Origin of the sequence: Breoghania sp. (genome assembly GCF_030066895.1) — a bacterium.
Lineage (GTDB): Bacteria > Pseudomonadota > Alphaproteobacteria > Rhizobiales > Stappiaceae > Breoghania.
Genome location: NZ_JASJAV010000025.1, coordinates 13,424 through 29,644, shown reverse-complemented (window position 1 = coordinate 29,644; position 16,221 = coordinate 13,424). Strand labels below are relative to the sequence as shown.

Genomic DNA, 16,221 nt, shown 5'->3' with positions numbered 1-16,221 from the left:
TGCTGCCGCCGTCGGCGCGCTGCAGACGCTCTATGGCGAATCCGATGTGGACTTGGACGACCGCGGTATCCTGATGACGGCGCTGGCGGCATCTCTGGCCTCTGTGCTCGCAACCGAAAGGCTGATTGTAACCGTTCCTGGTCGGGGCGAATTCGGCGTTGTGAAGGGGACGAACGGAAAGCTGCGGGTAATCTCGTGGCAGAAGTCGCATAGCCGCATAAGAGGCCCGTACAAACAGCCGTAATTCGACGTCACCTCCGGCCCCATCTGGGGGCCGATGGTGGTGAACGAACACGGCGTCTTCGCCAATGTCAGTGCTCCGCTGGTGAGGAACGGAGAGATCAAGGCCACGCTGATCGCGACCGTTTCCACCGATGCGTTGAGTGAAATGGTCGAAGCACTCGATGCCGGGACGGGGACCGCCTTCATCCTGAGCGATACCGGCCGGGTCATTGCCTATTCCGACCGGGACAGGGTGGGGACTGAGGATCTGGAACGCAGACCGCTGCCGAGGCCTGTGTCCCTGTTCGGCGATGCCGTCTTGGAGGTTCTCTTCCAGACTCCGACCATGGCGCCCTTCGATGCGGCGCGTCAGGCGGGCGTCGATGGACTATGTCGGTGCGCCTATTCGGGTGAGTTCGATTTCGTCGACACGCACATGTATTGGCCGATCACCCACATGGTTGCACCCGCAAAGGATGCGGTGAAGTGCGGTGAATACCACTCGCCGGGCGGGCGTCTGGCGGGGATCGACGGGGTCTACATCCCCGGCGCCGATCCGCTGTCGCCGGCGACGAAGTTCGGACTGGCGATCTTCCTGTTCGTGCTCGCCGGCATTCTGGGACATATGGCCGTGCGTGCAGTGCGGTGCGGGAGGAGCAAGGGTCATAGCTGAACGGCTTGTGTCAGCATCTATTCACGTTTCGAGCGGTTCTGGCACTGGACGCAGGCGCTCCTGATCTTCACGCTGATGTTTTCCGGGCTCGGTCTGCACGGGTTCCGTCACGTGCTGTATTTCGGCCAGGCGGTGACGCTGCACACGATCGCCGCGCTGACGCTGATCGTGCTGTGGATCTTCGCGATCTTCTGGCACCTGACGACGGGAAGCTGGAAGCATTACGTGCCGAGCCTCACCGGCCTTTGGCAGATGGTGCGCTTCTACGGCTACGGCGTCTTCAAGTGCGAGCCGCATCCCTATCACAAGGTCTATTGGCGCAAGCACAATCCCTTGCAGATCCTGGCCTATCTGTCGCTGAAGCTGGTGCTCTTCCCTGTCATGTGGGTGACGGGCATCGCCTATCTCACCTACGATTTCTGGCAGACGGCACCGGCCGCCTCCTGGAGGCTGGAAATGATCGCCAGCCTCCACCTCGTCTCCGGTTATCTGATCGCAAGCTTCGTGGTCATCCACGTCTACCTGCTGATCGTGGGCCACTTCTTCGAGCACCTGCGCCCGATGGTGACCGGCGTGGAAAAGGTGGATCTCTCGCCGGAGGAAGAAGCCTACCTGTAGGCTGACGAACCGCATCGCTTGAAGGGGTAGGCGCGGGGAGAGTGCGGCACAAGCGCTGATCCTTCGAGACGGCCGCTGACGCGGCCTCCTCAGGATGACGTTGTTGTGTTGAGAATTCCCGGAGCCAGTCACCCCACAACGTCATCCTGAGGAGGGCTAGGAGGCCCGTCTCGAAGGATCGGCCACTTGCTCCGGACCCCGCACGGATCTGCAAACGAAAAGAGGCCCCGGACGCACCCGGGGCCTCTCTCATGTTCTGCCCATGCAGGAGGCGACCAGTGGCCGCCTCCGAGGGGGATCGATCAGGCTTCCGGCGACGTATAGGCCGTCATCTTCGGGGCGGCTTCCGCGTATTTTTCCACCTGTACGATGGCCGTTTCGGCGATCGTTGCCTGGGCGTAGCCGGAGGTCAGCGGCACGTCGAGGGTCAGCGTGTTGGGCGACCCTTCCTTGTCGAACGTGCCGATCTCGCCCGACTCCTGCGGGTCGTACCAGGCACCCTCGTGGAGCACGACGGTTCCTTGCGTGATGTTGTCCATCACCACCGCAGCGGCCAGCGCCTGACCGCGGGAGTTGAACAAGTGCACCACGTCGCCGTTGGCGATACCACGGTCGGCTGTGTCCTTGGTGTTGATCATCACCGGTTCGCGGGGCCATCCACCTTGTAGGTGTCACCGGCCACCGTGTTGTCCATCTGCGAATGCAGGCGGTGCGGTGGATGCGGCGACATGAGGTGGAGCGGATACTTGTCCGCCTGTGGGCTGCCGCGCCATTCCACGGGTTCCATCCAGGTCGGATGGGCCGGGCAGTCCTCGATGGCGAGTTTCTTGATGTAGGGCGAGGTGATTCCCAGAAGGCCCGTCGCCGTCCCCAGCGGGTTGAGCAGCGGATCCTCGCGGAACTCGGAGAGCATGACCTTGTCGCCCTTGCCCGCCGGGAACTCGATGATGCCTTCGCCGTTCCAGAACTCGTCGAATTCGGGCATCTCGACCGCCTTCGACTGTACGCGAGCCCCGTCATAGAATTCCTGGCACCATTCGACCACGGTCTTGCCATCGGTAAAGGCCTTCTCGTCGCCCGTCCGTCCGGCAAGCTCGGTGAAGATGTCGCGAAGTCCGTGCGGGGCTTGTGCTGCGGTTCGACCACCGCGTGGCAGGCGAAGATGATGTTGGCAATCTGACCGAGATCGTCGCGTTCCAGATCGCTGGCCGCCGGCAGCACGATATCGGCAAAGCGCACCATGGGCGTCCACCACGGATCCTGGACGACGATCGCTTCCGGCTTCTGGAAAGCCTTGATGACGCGGTTCGTGTCTTGGTGGTGCGTGAACTGGTTGCCGCCGGAGATGTAGACGAACTGGATGTCGGGATAGGTGAAGACCTGATCCTTGTAGGGCAGCTGCTTGCCGGGATTAAGCCAGGCATCCACGAAGGAGGCGATCGGGAAGATCGTCTTCACCGGGTTCTTGCCCGGAGAGAAGCTCGCCATTTTCGGCATCTGCGTGGCCGGTTGGCCGTCATCGGCATAGTGCAGGCCGAAGGTGATGCCGCCGCCGGGCTGGCCGATTTCGCTGAGCATGGCCGCAAGCGTGAGTAGAGAGCCCAGGGTGGTTGCTCATCGTGATGCTGGCGTTGGGTCGACCTGCCGCCGGCGATCGTGGTGCGCTTGGCCACCATCTTGCGGGCCAGTTCCTCGATCTTGTCGGCCGGAATGTTGGTGATCTCGGCGGCCCATTCGGCCGTCTTTTCCGTTTCTTCCGCCTGAGTGATGTCGCCACCATCACGCAGGGCTACGAGAACCCGCCGAGTGAACTCTTCCGCTATGACGGCAAACCGGCGATCGGGCTTGCCATCGGCATGAAGTCGGGCAGCAACATTCTCGACTTCGGCAAGGAGCTGAAGGCGGAAATGGCGCGCATCGAGGCAACGCTTCCCGTCGGCGTTTCCGTGCATGAGGTGGCGGATCAGTCGACGGTGGTGGAGGAAGTCGTCGGCGGGTTTACCCGCGCGCTGTTCGAGGCGGTGGCGATCGTGCTCGTCGTCAGCTTCATCTCGCTGGGCCTGCGCGCCGGACTGGTCGTCGCGCTGTCCATCCCGCTGGTGCTGGCGATCTCCTTCGTCGGCATGGACATCATGAACATCGATCTCCAGCGCGTGTCGCTGGGCGCGCTGATCATCACGCTCGGCCTTCTGGTCGACGATGCGATGATCGCTATCGAGACCATGGTGTCGCGACTTGAGGCGGGCGACGACCGCAAGTCCGCGGCGAGCTTTGCCTGGACCTCCATCGCCTTTCCCATGCTTACCGGCACGTTGGTGACGGTGGCTGGCTTCCTGCCCATCGGCTTCAACGCATCGATGGCGGGCGAATACACCTTCTCGCTCTTCCAGGTGTTCGCGCTGGCGCTGCTTCTGTCGTGGATCGTCGCGGTGCTGTTCTCACCGCTTCTCGGCGTCGTGTTCCTGCCCACCTCCATGAAAAAGTACGATGAGACGCCGTCACGGGTGCGCCGGTTCTTCTCTTCCCTGCTGAAGATGGCGATGCGCTGGCGCTACACCACGATCGCGATCACCGTCGCGCTGTTTGCGGTGTCCGTCCTCGGCATGCAACTCGTGCAGCAGCAGTTCTTCCCCTCCTCCGACAGGTTGGAACTGGTGGTCGATTTCACGCTGCGCCACAACTCCACCATCGCGGAGACGAAGGCGCAGATGGATGCGCTGGAGGCGACGCTCGGAGACGACGAAGACATCGATCACTGGAGTTCGTATGTCGGGCGCTCTGCCGTCAGGTTCATCTTCGTCTACGACATTCAGCCCTCCAATCCGTTCTTCGGTCAGGTGGTGATCGTCACCAAGAGCCTGGCCGCGCGCGCGCGGGTGAGAAAGCGGCTGGAGGCTTTCGCCGACAAGAGCCTCTATGGCTCCGACATCTACATCAAGACGCTGGAATTGGGCCCGCCCGTCGGCCACCCTGTGCAATATCGCCTCGGCGGACCGGATATTGAGACGGTGCGCTCCAGGGCCCGCGATCTGGCCGCTCTTCTGGGCAAGGATGACCGGCTCAGCAAGATCGTGATGAACTGGAACGAACCTGCCCGCGTGCTGCAGGTGAAGATCCTGCAGGACAAGGCCCGCCAGCTCGGCGTCAGCTCCGAGGCTATCGCCTCCACCCTCAATCAGGTGCTTGACGGCGTCACCGTCACCCAGGTGCGCGACGACATCTACCTCATCGACGTGGTCGCACGCGGGCGCAAGTCCGACCGCGATTCCATCGATGCGATCGAGAACCTTCAACTCACCAATGCGCAGGGCAAGTCCATTCCGCTCGCCAGTCTGGTGAGTTACGGCTACGGCTACGAGGATCCGATACTCTACACGCGCTCGCGCACCCCCACCATCACCGTCTCCGCCGCGGTCGAGGGAGATACGCAGCCCGCTACGATCGTGTCCGATCTCGAACCCGCCATTACGGCGTTCGCCGTCTCTCTTCCCGAAGGCTACAGCGTGGAAGCGGGCGGTTCGGTTGAATCGAGCGTCGACAGTCAGGGGCCTGTTCTCAAGATCGTGTCGAGTGGGGCTCCGCTCGGCTTTGGCGCCATTCTGGGCGTGCTTGCGCTGATCGGTATCCTGATCCGCAACTCCGTCATTCTGGTGCACCAGATCGGCATTCTGAACGACGAGGGCCTGGATCCCTGGAACGCGGTCTTCCGCGCCAGTCAGATGCGTGCACGCCCGATCCTGCTGACGCGGCCGCCGCTTCGCTGGCGCTCATTCCGATCGCGCGTGAGGTTTTCTGGGGACCGATGGCCTATGCGATGATGGGCGGCATCATCGCGGGAACGCTGATCACGCTTCTCTTCGTGCCTGCGCTTTATGTCGCGTGCTACCGGCTGAAGGAACCGGAGGAAACTCCGGCGCAAGACGAGCCTGCATAGGGGCAGGGGACGTGATTCTCATTGAAAAGTGCGCGGTTTTTCGATGAAAGCTGAGCCTTTGGGTCGGGTGGACTAGATGGCTTGCCGATCTTGAGAATCTGGTCCGCTTTATCGTTAAGTGCGGCGGAACCTGTTCGATCGTAAACGCTTCCGAAAGGGGCGGGCTTGGCGTGGGGGATGAAAAATGGCACAAGCGCCCGTGACCGTCGGTCCGGTTGCCTTGCCGCGTTCTGAGGCTAATCTGGTGGCGAAGGCAGCGACTCACGGTGGCTGCACCTTTGTTTTGCTCGAAAAGCGTGAAACACAGGTTAATATCGAGTATGCGATCAGAGGGGCGAGACCTTCGATGGCTCTGGTTGGAGAGGACCTCGACCCGAATTTCCGCGCCGATATCGTACGGCAGGCGGTGATTCCCGCGGCGGGGCCGGGATTGATCCGCACGCAGGATATCGGTATGCGATTCGCAAACGCGGTGAGCGTGGCGGACCGTATGACCCGCGGATTGCTAAGTTCGATACCATTCCCGCATGCCGAGATGACGGGACGTCAGCGCTCGGCCGCAACTGCAGAGTGCTCTGAATGACCGTAGAGATTTCTTGCGCCCCGGCGGACCCCCAGTCCTCCGGCAATGGCCGTACTTTCCCTTCCCTAAGGGCAGGGATGCGCTGTCTCAGTGCCGCGCTTTCGTTTTCGTTGCTGGCGGGTTGTGCAGTCGGTCCCGACTACCAAATTCCCAATCTGATGCTGCCCTCCAAGTGGGCGCATGCGGGCAAGACCCATTCGGAGAAGATCCCCGAGCTCGAGAATTGGTGGACCCGGCTCAACGATCCGATCCTCGATGATCTGGTCAAGGAAGCCGTGGATGGCAATCTCAATGTCGCGACCGCCAAGGCGCGCATTCGCGAGGCGCGGGCAAGCTACCGTGCCGCGACCGGCGCACTCTTCCCGACGCTGGACGGCTCCGCCTCCGGCACGCGTTTCAAGAGCTCCACGTATACCGACAGCGGCGGCGGCACGGTCAGCAATCTGTTCGATGCCGGTTTCGATGCAAGCTGGGAGCTCGACATTTTCGGCGCCAACCGTCGGGCATCTCGTCAGTTGTGTTTTCAGGCAGAGTGAATGACGACAATTCGAAAGAGCCGGATCCGGGGACGCCTGCTTATCGTGGCCTGTTTGCTGCTGGTCGCAGCCGGTGAGGCCTACCTTTTTCGAGACAGCTTGTTCACTGACGAACAGCCCAGGATCATCACGGCGGCGGTTTCCCGCGGCGATGTGGAGGAAAGCGTGCTGGCGACGGGGCTTTTGAAGCCTGTCAAGCTGGTCGCCGTGGGCGCGCAGGTGTCCGGCCGCATCACCTCGCTGAAGGTGACACTGGGGCAGCGGATCAAGAAGGGCTCGCTCGTCGCCAAGATCGATTCCATCACCCAGCAATATGCCCTGCGTACCGCCCAGGCGACGCTCGCCAACGTCAAGGCGCAGAAGGTGGAGAAGGAGGCGAGCCTCGCACTCGCCAAGCAGACGCTCGACCGTCAGCGTCGCATGGTGGTGCAGAACGCCGTCTCCCAGGCCGATTTCGACAGCGCGGAAGCCGACGTGAAAACCGCCGAGGCACAGATCGATGCGCTGGATGCGGAAATCGTGGAGGCCGAGGTCGCGGTCGAGGATGCCCAGGCCGATCTCGACTACACCAAGATCACCGCCCCCATCGACGGCACGGTTCTGTGGATCTCCAGTCAGGAGGGTCAGACCGTCAACGCCTCGCAGTCGACGCCGACCATCGTCATTCTCGGCCAGCTCGACACCATGACCGTGCGCGCGGAGATTTCCGAGGCCGACATCGTCAACGTGACGCCGGGCCAGCCGGTCTACTTCACCATTCTGGGCGATCCCGACACGCGCTATGACGCGACGCTGGAATCCATCGAGCCTGCTCGGGAGTCGATCACCAGCGACAGCCAGATCACGTCCTCCTCCTCCTCGTCGAGTTCGTCCGAAGCGATCTATTACAACGGCATCTTCAACGTCCCCAACAAGGACGGAAAGCTGCGCACCTACATGACCGCGGAGGTGCATATCGTTCTCGGTCAGGCCAAGGACGTGCTTACCATTCCCGCCTCCGCGCTCGGCGCGCGCAAGGCCGACGGCAGCTACACCGTGAGCGTTCTGGGGGTGGACGGAAATATCTCCGCCAGAACCGTGGAAATCGGCCTCAACGACAAGATCACCGCAGAGGTGAAATCCGGCCTCAAGGAAGGTGAAAGGGTGGTGTCGGGTCAGCTCAGCGCGAGCGATACGTCGAGCTCGTCGCAGCATCGTGGCCCGCCGCCGATGGGGCTCTAGCCATGGCTGAGCCGCTTATCCAGCTCAACAAGCTCGTTCGGCAGTTCCCCGCGGGCGAGGGCATGCTGACGGTGCTCGACGACGTCGACCTGACCATCGAGGCGGGCGAATTCGTCGCCATCATCGGTGCGTCCGGCTCGGGCAAGTCGACGCTGATGAACATTCTGGGCTGTCTCGACCGTCTTTCTGCGGGTAGTTACCTCATTTCTGGGCGTGAGACTTCCCAGCTTGAACCGGACGAACTGGCCGCGCTGCGGCGCGAGCATTTCGGCTTCATCTTCCAGCGCTATCATCTGCTGTCGGAACTGAACGCGCTTTCCAATACCGAGATCCCGGCGATCTATGCGGGCATGGCGCCGGGGCCGCGGCAGGCGCGGGCGGCCGCTTTGCTCGGTCGGCTGGGCATGTCGGAACGCCTCGACCATCGTCCCGGCCAGCTTTCCGGCGGCCAGCAGCAGCGCGTTTCCATCGCACGCGCCATGATGAACGGTGCCGACGTCATTCTCGCCGACGAGCCGACCGGCGCGCTCGATACTCATTCCTCCGAGGAAGTGCTGCGGATCCTGTGCGAGCTGCACGATGCCGGCAAGACGGTGATCATCGTCACCCACGATCCGAGCGTGGCGGCGGAAGCCGAACGCACGATCGAGATTTCCGACGGCCGCATCGTCTCCGACGAGCGCACGGCGCCTGCCGGTGACAAGGAGCGCAAGGGCTCGGCACCTGCCGAGGAGCGCAATGGTTTTCAGCGTATCTCCTCCTGGCGTGCCCAGGTGGACCGGTTCCGCGAAGCCTTCAAGATGGCGCTGCGCTCGATGAACGCGCACAAGGTCAGAACCTTCCTGACCATGCTTGGCATTATCATCGGCATCGCCTCGGTGGTCTCAGTGGTCGCGCTTGGCACCGGTTCGCAGCAGAAGGTGCTCGCCAACATCTCCAGCCTCGGCACCAACACGCTGGAAATCTTTCCGGGCAAGGATTTCGGCGATACCCGATCCGGCAAGATCACGACGCTCGTCGTCTCCGACGCCAATCAACTCGCCAAGCAGCCCTACGTGGCCGCCGTCACGCCGACGGTTACCACCACCGACACGGTGCGTTTCGGGGCGACGGAGGCCAACGCACAGATCAACGGCGTCGGCGCGCAATATTTCGAGGCCAAGGAGACGAAGCTCGCGCAAGGCAGCTTCTTCGATGCGGATGCGGTGCGCGACATCACCCAGGAAACCGTCATCGATGAGAACACGCGCAAGACGCTTTTCGCTGACGAGGAGGGAAGCCCCATCGGCCGAGTGATCCTGGTCGGCAACGTCTTTTGCCGCATCATTGGCGTTACCGAACAGCAGCAGGGCGGTTTCGGTGCGAGCAACCGTCTTTCGATCTATCTGCCTTACACCACGGTTCAGGCCCGTTTCCTCGGCGACCAGACCCTGCGCTCGATCACCGTGCGCGTGGCTGAGGACACCGATACGGACATGGCCGAACAGCTTGTCACTTCCTTCCTCACCCAGCGCCACGGGACCAAGGATTTCTTCATCCTGAACACCGACGATATCCGCGAGACCATTACCAGCACGACGCAGACGCTCGCTCTGCTGATCGCGGCCATTGCTGTGATCTCGCTGATGGTCGGCGGCATCGGCGTGATGAACATCATGCTGGTCTCCGTGTTCGAACGCGTCAGCGAGATCGGCGTGCGCATGGCTGTGGGCGCGCGGCGCTCCGACATTCTCCAGCAGTTCCTGATCGAGGCGGTTCTCGTCTGCCTGATCGGCGGCGTTCTCGGCATCGGCACGGCACTGGGCTTCGGCTATCTGTTCAGCCTGCTCGGATCTAGCTTCAGTCTGGTCTATTCAACCTCGTCGATCGTCGCGGCGTTCCTGTCGTCGAGCCTGATCGGCATCGCCTTCGGCTTCCTGCCGGCGCGCAATGCCTCGCGGCTCGATCCGGTGGTGGCGCTGTCGCGCGACTGAGACGGAAGCATGCGAAAAGCGGTCGGGACGCTTTCCCGGGCGCCGAAAGATCCCATATGGGGTGGATTGGTGGGAGGCTGCGGGCTCTGGCGCGGCATTGGCAAGAAGCGGAGGTAGGATGCGCGGGCTCTTTCTGGCACTCGGGCTGGGTTTCGTCGGGCTTGGTTTCCTCGGCATCTTCCTGCCCGTGCTGCCGACCACGCCCTTCCTGATCCTCGCGGCAGCCTGCTTCACGCGGTCCTCGCCGCGCCTTGAGGCCTGGCTTCTCGACCACAGCCATTTCGGCTCGACCTTGCGCGACTGGCGCGAACGCGGCGCCATTTCCGCGCGCGCCAAATGGCTGGCGCTTGCTGGAACGAGCCTCGGATTTGTTCTGTTCTACTTCGACTCCGAACCGGGCCTTCTCCTCACCCTGGCCGTCGCCCTGCTGATGCTTTCCGGCCTCGCCTACGTCTTCACGCGCCCCTCGGCGTGAGGGGAGGGGGATTTTTGCGGTGGCCCATCCTTCGAGACGCGGTCCATGACCGCTCCTCAGGATGACGTTGTGTATGTTGATGGGGTCTTCAAAACCAACACCACGATAACGTCATCCTGAGGAACCGTCAGGAACCGTCGTCAGACGGCGTTTCGAAGGATGGGCCACCCGAAGAATCGTCCGCCACCTCGTGGGAAAGCCCCCTGTCATCGTCGTGAGCCACGCCTAAAAGATCTTCCGCAAAGTCATTTTGCGCATAAATACCAAGGGTGTATCATGTGGCCCGGAATTTGCTGAGTGGGGGACGATCACCCGGCGAATTCGCCGTTCCTGTCCCCATCAAGAATGACGTCACAAGAAAGAAACAGCTCCATGAGCATGACTGGAAAAGACCTGCGCGGCATTACTGTCGCGACTATCCTGCCCTTCGATGAGACCGGGGCTATCGATTGGGCCGGTTATGAGGCCACCCTCGACTATTGCGCCAATCCCGAGACGACCGACTGCGTTTTCGTGAACGGCCATGCCGGTGATGCGACCGCGCTCACCGACGAGGAACGCTTCGACGTGATCCGCCGCACGAAGGCGCAGATTTCCAAGGATCAGCCGCTTCTGGCGGGTATCGTGCCGACCGGTTTCCCCGATGCTGTGCGCCAGGCCGAAGCGGCCCGCGAGGCAGGCGCCGACGTGGCCGTCATCTTCCCGGCCGAAGCGCTGGGCGGCGGCAATGTGAATACGGTCGCACCGGTCAAGTTTATGGAGAAGCTCGCCGATACGTTGAAGATGCCGATGTCGGTCTTCCAGCTCCCGATCGCTTCCGATTTTGGTTTCTCCACCAAGGTTCTGGCGGAACTGGCGCAGATCCCCGAGATCATCGCCATCAAGGAAGGCAGCGCCAGCGCCACCATGCTGGCCTACGAGGAGAACTGGCGGGCGGTGAAGGCTGTGGCCCCCTATTGCGCCATTCTGCCCTCGAAAACTTCAACTGGTTCCTGCCGCAGCTGGCCGTCGGCGGTGACGGCATTCTGTCCGGGCTGGCAAGCCTCACCCCGGGCCTTCTCGCCGATCTGTGGAAGGCGTCTGAGACGATGGACCTGAAGGCCATGCGCGAGGCCTCCGACCGCCTGCCTCCGATTGTGCGCGCCATCTAAGGCCCGGTCCCGGTCATCGACATGCACACCCGCATGAAGAACGGTCTGGAGATGATGGGGATTATCAAGAACGCCACCCAGCGCCTGCCGCTGCTGCCGCAGTCCGACGAGATCGTGGCGACCCTGCGCGAAGCGCTGAAGGGCGCCGACCTGCTGAAATAACGAGGTTTCTCGCCCGGGCTACGGCCCCGGCGGGGGGGGGGGGGCAATCAGCTCTCCTCATGGGAGAGCGAGACATATCGCATCCACTACCCGGCCCCGCACTCTCCATCGTCATCACCCGGCGAAGTCCGAGTGATCCATGGCTTCATCCGCACCTGTGGCTTGCCGCTGGATTGTCCGGACTGCGCCGGGTGATGACGGAGAGGGTGCGTTGAGGGGATGAGATTTCACGGGGATACGGACGAACGCGACGCCCCTCAGGGCAGGTTGATCTGCATCATCAGATCTTCCATCACCGCCGCGTTCTGCATGCGTAGCAGCGCCTCGGCCTGTTCCAGATCCTGCCGACGCAGCACTTCCACCAGCAGATGCACCTCGTCGCCGAGGCCCACCCGACGCCCTTCGCCGTAGCCAAAAGAACGGCGGAAGGCGCTGATCATTTCCCAGCCGCGCTGGAAGATGCGCAGGATCTCCCGGTTGCCGCCGAATTCCACCAGTTGCGTGTTGAACTTGCGGTTCAGGCTGAGCGCCCGGTCGAAGTCGTCGGCCTCCACCGCATCGCGGTAGCGGTCGGCCAGGTCTTCCAGCGTGTGGATCCGGGCGAGTGTCATCTGCCGCATGCCGCGCCGGATGGCAAAGACGCGCAGTTCGGTATTCAGTTCGAAAAGGTCGGAGACGTATTCGCGATCGAGCCGGCGCACGGTGGCGTCCTTGTTGAGCTCGATCTCTACCAGTCCCTCGCCCTCAAGCTTGCGCAAGGCTTCGCGCAAGGGCATGGGGCTGCAGCCGAAGCGGGCGGCAAGCTCGCCCGCTTTCAACCGTTCGCCAGGGGCAAAGGTGCCCGTCAGAATCGCCTCACGGATCTCCCGCGAGACCTGGTCCACGGAGTTGACTGTCAGTTCCTGCGGTTCGGATCCGTTGGCGATATCTGTCATGGGTTTCCGGGTGCGCATATGCGGATATCCGTTCTATCCGCTATTCACGCAACTGGATCAAGGAGATGTGCTCGGAATCGATGACGGTGATTCCGTTCTGGTTCACCAGGCGAACGGCCTCCGTGATGATACCGGCCGGCCGCGTGGCTCTCTGGCGCTTGGCGGTGAATTCCATCTCCACATGCACCACGTCGCCCACCAGCATGGGGTGCTTGAAGCGCTCGTTGTTCCACCTCAGCGAGGCGATCGAGGTCTCCTCGTAGAGCTGCTCGCTCTTCAGCCCCTCCATCAGGGAGAGCCCGAACAGCCCGTGCGCGATGATGCCGGGAAAGCCCGCCTTCTGGCGTATTCGGCATCCGTATGCAGGGGGTGATTGTCCCGCGTCACGCGGCCGAAATCACGGATATCGGCCTCCGTGATCCGGTGATCGGCGGTGCGGAAGGTCCGGCCGACCTCGACGTCTTCGTAGTAGAGATTTTCCGTTTGACTCATTGTGCCTTCCCCTCCAGGTCCCCGGCAATTCCCATGACGTCGGGGCGGTAGAGCCGCGGGTCCATTTCCTTTAGATCGTCCGCAATGTGGGGCGCAAAGCCCATCTGATCCAGAACGTCCTCGCGAAGGCGCATGCCCGCCGAGATCTCGCTCAGGACCAGCCCGTCCTTCTCCGGCTTGAACACGGCGCGTTCGGTCACGAAGGTGACCTCCTGCCCCTTGTCGCGGGCCATGCGGCCGTTGAAGCTGATCTGGCCGATCTTCGGCACGAACTTCTGCATCCGGCCTTCCGTCTGGATGCGGATCTCGCCGTCTTCGAAACCGCAACGGAGGCCGCCGCCCGTCAGCGTGCCGGAGAAGACCAGTCGCCGCGCATTCTGGGTGATGTCGATGAACCCGCCCGCACCGTCGTACCGGTTGCCGAAGCGGGTGACGTTGACATTGCCCTCCGAGTCCACCTCGGCGAACGACAGGAAGGCGCAATCGAGCCCGCCGCCGTCGTAGAAGTCGAACTGGTAAGGCTGGTCGATGATGGCACGCGGGTTGTAGGCGGTGCCGAATTCACGCGCATAGTCCGGAACGCCGCCGATAACGCCCGCCTCGACGGTCCGCGTCATCATGTCCTCGATGCCTTCCTCAACCGCCACGTTCGGCATCATGGTGGAGACGCCGACGCCCAGATTGGCGACTTCGCCCGGCCGAAGCTCCATTACCGCACGCCGTGCGATCACGCGCTTTTCGGTGTGCGGATCGGGGGCGATGGCGGCGATGGGGATCCGCGTCTCGCCGCAGCACGAGGGATCGTAATCGATCGTGTAGGTCTGCATCTGGTCCGGGGCATGACCACGTGATCCACCAGGAAACCGGGGATCTTGACCATCTGTGGATGCAGCGTGCCGGACTTGACCTGCCGCTTGACCTGGCAGATCACCGTGCCGCCCGCATTGTGCACGGCCTGGGCGATGGAGAGGTCCTCACGCGTGGCGGCCTCGTGCTCCATCGCGATATAGCCGTCCTCGTCGACCGAGGTGCCGCGCAGGAAGCAGATGTCGGGGATCGGCATGCGGTAGAAAAGCCAGTCCTTGCCCGCCAGATGGACTCGTTCCACGAACGCATCGCAGACCCGCGTATTCATGCGCCCGCCGTCCTGGTCGGGATCCATGTAGGTGCCGAGACCCACATGGGTGAGAACGCCCGGCTGTTTGGCGGCGTGGGCGCGGAACATCTGGGGCATCACGCCCTGGGGCAGGTTGTAGCCCGCCACCCGATTCTCCACGATCAGCTTCATCAGCGGCAGCTGCAGGCCGAAATTGGAACCGAAAACGCGAGAGATCAGCCCTCGTGCGCCAGTCGGTACAGTCCCTTTTCAGTGACCGCGCCAACGCCCGTGACATGCACGAGCGTCAGGCCCTGAGGCTTGCGTTCCTCGATGAAACGCGCCTCCAGAGTCTCCAGCAGGCTTTCAGTGACACCCGTGCCGCCGTTGCTGAGACCGTGATCATCCGCGCGAACAAGCGGGTGCCGGTCCTGATCGGCACGGCCGCGGAATGGACCGACGAGGCGATCGAGCTGAGCCGTGAGGCGGAAGCTCTGGGCGCCGATGGCATGATGCTGGTTCCGCCCTACTATTCTTCGCCCACCGAGGAGGAGCTGTTTGTCCATTTCCGCCGCGTGGCGGAGGCGATCTCCATCCCGATGATGCTCTACGACAACCCCTTCACCGCCAATGTGGATCTCACGGCGCCGCTGGTCGCGCGTCTCTCCGAGATCGACAACATCTCCTACATCAAGGACACCTCCAAGAATGTCCATCGTGTAACGGAGCTGCTGGACCTGTGCGGCGACCGTCTGACCGTTTTCGCAGGCTACTATCCCTGGGAGAGCTACATGGCGGGTGCCGAAGGTTACAGTTCGGTTCTGGCAAACATCGCGCCGGCGCTTTCCGCCCAGCTCTTCAACGAGACGGTGGACGGCGACGACCCGGCACGTGCGCGGAATACCTACTTGCGGTCGCTGCCCCTCATCAACACTCTGGCCGGTGATCTCTACGTGTCCGCGACCAAGGCGGCGATGAAGATGGTCGGCCAACCGATGGGCGACCCGCGTCCGCCGCGTCTGCCTTTGCCCGACGACAAGCGGGCAGCCCTGAAAGACATATTAAAAACCCTCGGGATCCTGGCGGAAACCTGAGGCGGGAGGCGCGAAGCCCTCGAAAAATCCGCCCTTCGCAGAGGGAAGCAGAGAAGGTAGTGCACATGAAATTCGGACCCATCGCACTCGCGCTGTCGCTGGCGCTGGCCGGCGCGCAGTACGCGGTCCCGGCCTCCGCCCAGGAGATCGTCCTCAAGGCAAGGCCATAACGCCAATGCCGATGAGCCCTATGGCCGCGGCATGGTCAAGATGGGCAAGCTTCTGAAGGAAAAGAGCGGCGGCAAGATCTCCATCAAGGTTTTCCATAACGCCCAGCTCGGCGACGAGATGGAGAGCATCCAGGGCACCCAGGTCGGCACCGTCGACATCGCGGTGACCGCCAACGAAACCCTGGTCAACTTCGTTCCCGACCTGGCCGTCTTCTCTCTGCCGTTCCTGTTCAAGGATGCCGGCCAGATGGACCGCGCCATGAGCGATCCGAAGGTGATCGAGGCCATCCAGGAGATGCTGAAGGACAAAGGCTTCCACCTCGTCTCGCTGTTCTCCGCCGGTACACGCCACATCATGACCAAGACGCCGGTCAAGTCGATGGCCGACCTCAAGGGCCTGAAGATCCGCACGATGCAGAACCAGGCGCATCTTGACACCTTCAAGGCTTTCGGCGCCAACCCGACGCCGCTCGCCTACACCGAGCTTTACGGTGCGCTTGAGACCGGCGTGGTCGACGGTGCCGAGGTTGCCAACACCAACTACTATGCCAAGAAGTCCTATGAAGTCACGCCGGACTGGGCGATCATCGGCTGGCTGAAACTGGTCGCTCCGGTGATCATGGGCGAAGATGCCTACCAGGCGCTGCCCGCCGACGTTCAGAAGGCGGTCGATGAGGCCGGTGTCGAAGCTGGCATCTATCAGCGCAAGCTCTACAGGGACAGCGACAACACCCGTCTGGCCGACATCGAGAAGGCCGGTGCGACCGTCACGCATCCCGATGACAAGCCGTTCCGCGCTGCTGCCGCGCCGATCATCGACAAGTACGTCAAGACCGACGCCCAGAAGAAGCTCTACGAGTTGATTGAACAGGTGAAGTAAGGGTCG

General features: G+C 62.5%; 20 protein-coding genes and 1 pseudogene. 14 read left to right on the top strand and 7 right to left on the bottom strand.

The window, feature by feature from the left end:
- The 3 genes from QNJ43_RS20950 to QNJ43_RS20940 all read left to right on the top strand — a co-directional run.
- Positions 1-244 (top strand): hypothetical protein (locus tag QNJ43_RS20950; protein ID WP_300472726.1); only part of this gene is annotated, 244 nt, incomplete at its 5' end.
- Between the two features lie 33 nt (positions 245-277).
- Positions 278-895, top strand: a complete 618-nt coding sequence (locus QNJ43_RS20945; RefSeq protein ID WP_300472724.1) for a hypothetical protein — start codon at positions 278-280, stop codon at positions 893-895.
- Between the two features lie 15 nt (positions 896-910).
- Positions 911-1,513 carry a cytochrome b/b6 domain-containing protein gene (locus QNJ43_RS20940; protein WP_300472730.1) on the top strand — a complete coding sequence of 201 codons (603 nt, stop codon included), beginning with the start codon at positions 911-913 and terminating at the stop codon, positions 1,511-1,513.
- 302 nt (positions 1,514-1,815) lie between these two features.
- On the opposite strand, the gene QNJ43_RS20935 is transcribed toward QNJ43_RS20940, so the two are convergent.
- Positions 1,816-2,151: a molybdopterin dinucleotide binding domain-containing protein gene (locus tag QNJ43_RS20935; protein ID WP_300472722.1), complete on the bottom strand. Its 336-nt coding sequence runs from the start codon at positions 2,149-2,151 to the stop codon at positions 1,816-1,818.
- Positions 2,151-2,558: a hypothetical protein gene (locus tag QNJ43_RS20930; RefSeq protein ID WP_300472719.1), complete on the bottom strand. Its 408-nt coding sequence runs from the start codon at positions 2,556-2,558 to the stop codon at positions 2,151-2,153. Before QNJ43_RS20930 ends, QNJ43_RS20935 begins: the two co-directional genes overlap by 1 nt.
- 104 nt (positions 2,559-2,662) lie before the next feature.
- Here QNJ43_RS20930 and QNJ43_RS20925 point away from each other — a divergent pair, with 104 nt between their 5' ends.
- The 9 genes and pseudogenes from QNJ43_RS20925 to QNJ43_RS20885 all read left to right on the top strand — a co-directional run bounded on the left by QNJ43_RS20925 (position 2,663) and on the right by QNJ43_RS20885 (position 11,548).
- A complete protein-coding gene (locus QNJ43_RS20925) occupies positions 2,663-3,109 on the top strand; it encodes a hypothetical protein (protein WP_300472717.1) in 447 nt (148 codons plus the stop codon).
- 143 nt (positions 3,110-3,252) lie between these two features.
- Positions 3,253-5,447 (top strand): annotated as a pseudogene (locus QNJ43_RS20920) (efflux RND transporter permease subunit); the annotation flags it as partial.
- A 184-nt stretch (positions 5,448-5,631) separates the two neighbouring features.
- On the top strand, positions 5,632-6,030 hold the full coding sequence (locus tag QNJ43_RS20915) for a hypothetical protein (protein WP_300472715.1): 399 nt from the start codon (positions 5,632-5,634) through the stop codon (positions 6,028-6,030).
- Positions 6,031-6,107: 77 nt separating this feature from the next.
- Positions 6,108-6,566 carry a TolC family protein gene (locus QNJ43_RS20910; protein ID WP_300472713.1) on the top strand — a complete coding sequence of 153 codons (459 nt, stop codon included), beginning with the start codon at positions 6,108-6,110 and terminating at the stop codon, positions 6,564-6,566.
- Positions 6,567-7,787: an efflux RND transporter periplasmic adaptor subunit gene (locus QNJ43_RS20905; protein WP_300472711.1), complete on the top strand. Its 1,221-nt coding sequence runs from the start codon at positions 6,567-6,569 to the stop codon at positions 7,785-7,787.
- A gap of 2 nt (positions 7,788-7,789) precedes the next feature.
- Positions 7,790-9,760, top strand: a complete 1,971-nt coding sequence (locus QNJ43_RS20900) for a MacB family efflux pump subunit (protein ID WP_300472709.1) — start codon at positions 7,790-7,792, stop codon at positions 9,758-9,760.
- Between the two features lie 118 nt (positions 9,761-9,878).
- Positions 9,879-10,235, top strand: coding sequence for a YbaN family protein (locus QNJ43_RS20895; protein WP_300472707.1), 357 nt, complete (start codon positions 9,879-9,881; stop codon positions 10,233-10,235).
- A 372-nt stretch (positions 10,236-10,607) separates the two neighbouring features.
- Entirely contained in the window at positions 10,608-11,333 is a 726-nt protein-coding gene (locus tag QNJ43_RS20890; protein WP_300472704.1) for a dihydrodipicolinate synthase family protein, read from the top strand.
- Between the two features lie 74 nt (positions 11,334-11,407).
- Positions 11,408-11,548, top strand: coding sequence for a hypothetical protein (locus tag QNJ43_RS20885; RefSeq protein ID WP_300472702.1), 141 nt, complete (start codon positions 11,408-11,410; stop codon positions 11,546-11,548).
- A gap of 257 nt (positions 11,549-11,805) precedes the next feature.
- Here the strand turns inward: QNJ43_RS20885 and QNJ43_RS20880 are convergent, their stop codons facing one another.
- From QNJ43_RS20880 to QNJ43_RS20865, 5 genes are read right to left on the bottom strand one after another with little or no spacing between them, the layout of a single operon-like run.
- Positions 11,806-12,483 carry a GntR family transcriptional regulator gene (locus QNJ43_RS20880; RefSeq protein WP_300472700.1) on the bottom strand — a complete coding sequence of 226 codons (678 nt, stop codon included), beginning with the start codon at positions 12,481-12,483 and terminating at the stop codon, positions 11,806-11,808.
- A gap of 40 nt (positions 12,484-12,523) precedes the next feature.
- On the bottom strand, positions 12,524-12,772 hold the full coding sequence (locus QNJ43_RS27570; protein WP_346433079.1) for a hypothetical protein: 249 nt from the start codon (positions 12,770-12,772) through the stop codon (positions 12,524-12,526).
- Positions 12,772-12,975 carry a MaoC/PaaZ C-terminal domain-containing protein gene (locus QNJ43_RS27565; protein WP_346433078.1) on the bottom strand — a complete coding sequence of 68 codons (204 nt, stop codon included), beginning with the start codon at positions 12,973-12,975 and terminating at the stop codon, positions 12,772-12,774. Before QNJ43_RS27565 ends, QNJ43_RS27570 begins: the two co-directional genes overlap by 1 nt.
- Entirely contained in the window at positions 12,972-13,802 is an 831-nt protein-coding gene (locus tag QNJ43_RS20870; protein ID WP_300472697.1) for a hypothetical protein, read from the bottom strand. The genes QNJ43_RS27565 and QNJ43_RS20870 overlap by 4 nt, the downstream gene beginning before the upstream one ends.
- Positions 13,703-14,263 (bottom strand): CoA-transferase, encoded by a 561-nt coding sequence (locus QNJ43_RS20865; protein WP_300472694.1) that lies wholly within the window; start codon positions 14,261-14,263, stop codon positions 13,703-13,705. Before QNJ43_RS20865 ends, QNJ43_RS20870 begins: the two co-directional genes overlap by 100 nt.
- Positions 14,264-14,316: 53 nt before the next feature.
- On the opposite strand from QNJ43_RS20865, the gene QNJ43_RS20860 reads away from it, so the two are divergent.
- Positions 14,317-15,165 carry a dihydrodipicolinate synthase family protein gene (locus QNJ43_RS20860; RefSeq protein WP_300472691.1) on the top strand — a complete coding sequence of 283 codons (849 nt, stop codon included), beginning with the start codon at positions 14,317-14,319 and terminating at the stop codon, positions 15,163-15,165.
- A gap of 201 nt (positions 15,166-15,366) precedes the next feature.
- A complete protein-coding gene (locus QNJ43_RS20855; protein ID WP_300472688.1) occupies positions 15,367-16,215 on the top strand; it encodes a TRAP transporter substrate-binding protein in 849 nt (282 codons plus the stop codon).
- The last annotated feature ends 6 nt before the right edge of the window (positions 16,216-16,221 follow it).

Coding starts and splice junctions, on each gene's coding strand:
- QNJ43_RS20945 (WP_300472724.1), top strand. CDS start 278: ATGGTGGTGAACGAACACGGCGTCTTCGCCAATGTCAGTGCTCCGCTG.
- QNJ43_RS20935 (WP_300472722.1), bottom strand. CDS start 2,151: ATGATCAACACCAAGGACACAGCCGACCGTGGTATCGCCAACGGCGAC.
- QNJ43_RS20915 (WP_300472715.1), top strand. CDS start 5,632: ATGGCACAAGCGCCCGTGACCGTCGGTCCGGTTGCCTTGCCGCGTTCT.
- QNJ43_RS20910 (WP_300472713.1), top strand. CDS start 6,108: ATGCGCTGTCTCAGTGCCGCGCTTTCGTTTTCGTTGCTGGCGGGTTGT.
- QNJ43_RS20905 (WP_300472711.1), top strand. CDS start 6,567: ATGACGACAATTCGAAAGAGCCGGATCCGGGGACGCCTGCTTATCGTG.
- QNJ43_RS20900 (WP_300472709.1), top strand. CDS start 7,790: ATGGCTGAGCCGCTTATCCAGCTCAACAAGCTCGTTCGGCAGTTCCCC.
- QNJ43_RS20895 (WP_300472707.1), top strand. CDS start 9,879: ATGCGCGGGCTCTTTCTGGCACTCGGGCTGGGTTTCGTCGGGCTTGGT.
- QNJ43_RS20890 (WP_300472704.1), top strand. CDS start 10,608: ATGAGCATGACTGGAAAAGACCTGCGCGGCATTACTGTCGCGACTATC.
- QNJ43_RS20885 (WP_300472702.1), top strand. CDS start 11,408: ATGCACACCCGCATGAAGAACGGTCTGGAGATGATGGGGATTATCAAG.
- QNJ43_RS20880 (WP_300472700.1), bottom strand. CDS start 12,483: ATGACAGATATCGCCAACGGATCCGAACCGCAGGAACTGACAGTCAAC.
- QNJ43_RS27570 (WP_346433079.1), bottom strand. CDS start 12,772: ATGGAGGGGCTGAAGAGCGAGCAGCTCTACGAGGAGACCTCGATCGCC.
- QNJ43_RS27565 (WP_346433078.1), bottom strand. CDS start 12,975: ATGAGTCAAACGGAAAATCTCTACTACGAAGACGTCGAGGTCGGCCGG.
- QNJ43_RS20870 (WP_300472697.1), bottom strand. CDS start 13,802: ATGCAGACCTACACGATCGATTACGATCCCTCGTGCTGCGGCGAGACG.
- QNJ43_RS20865 (WP_300472694.1), bottom strand. CDS start 14,263: ATGAAGCTGATCGTGGAGAATCGGGTGGCGGGCTACAACCTGCCCCAG.
- QNJ43_RS20855 (WP_300472688.1), top strand. CDS start 15,367: ATGGTCAAGATGGGCAAGCTTCTGAAGGAAAAGAGCGGCGGCAAGATC.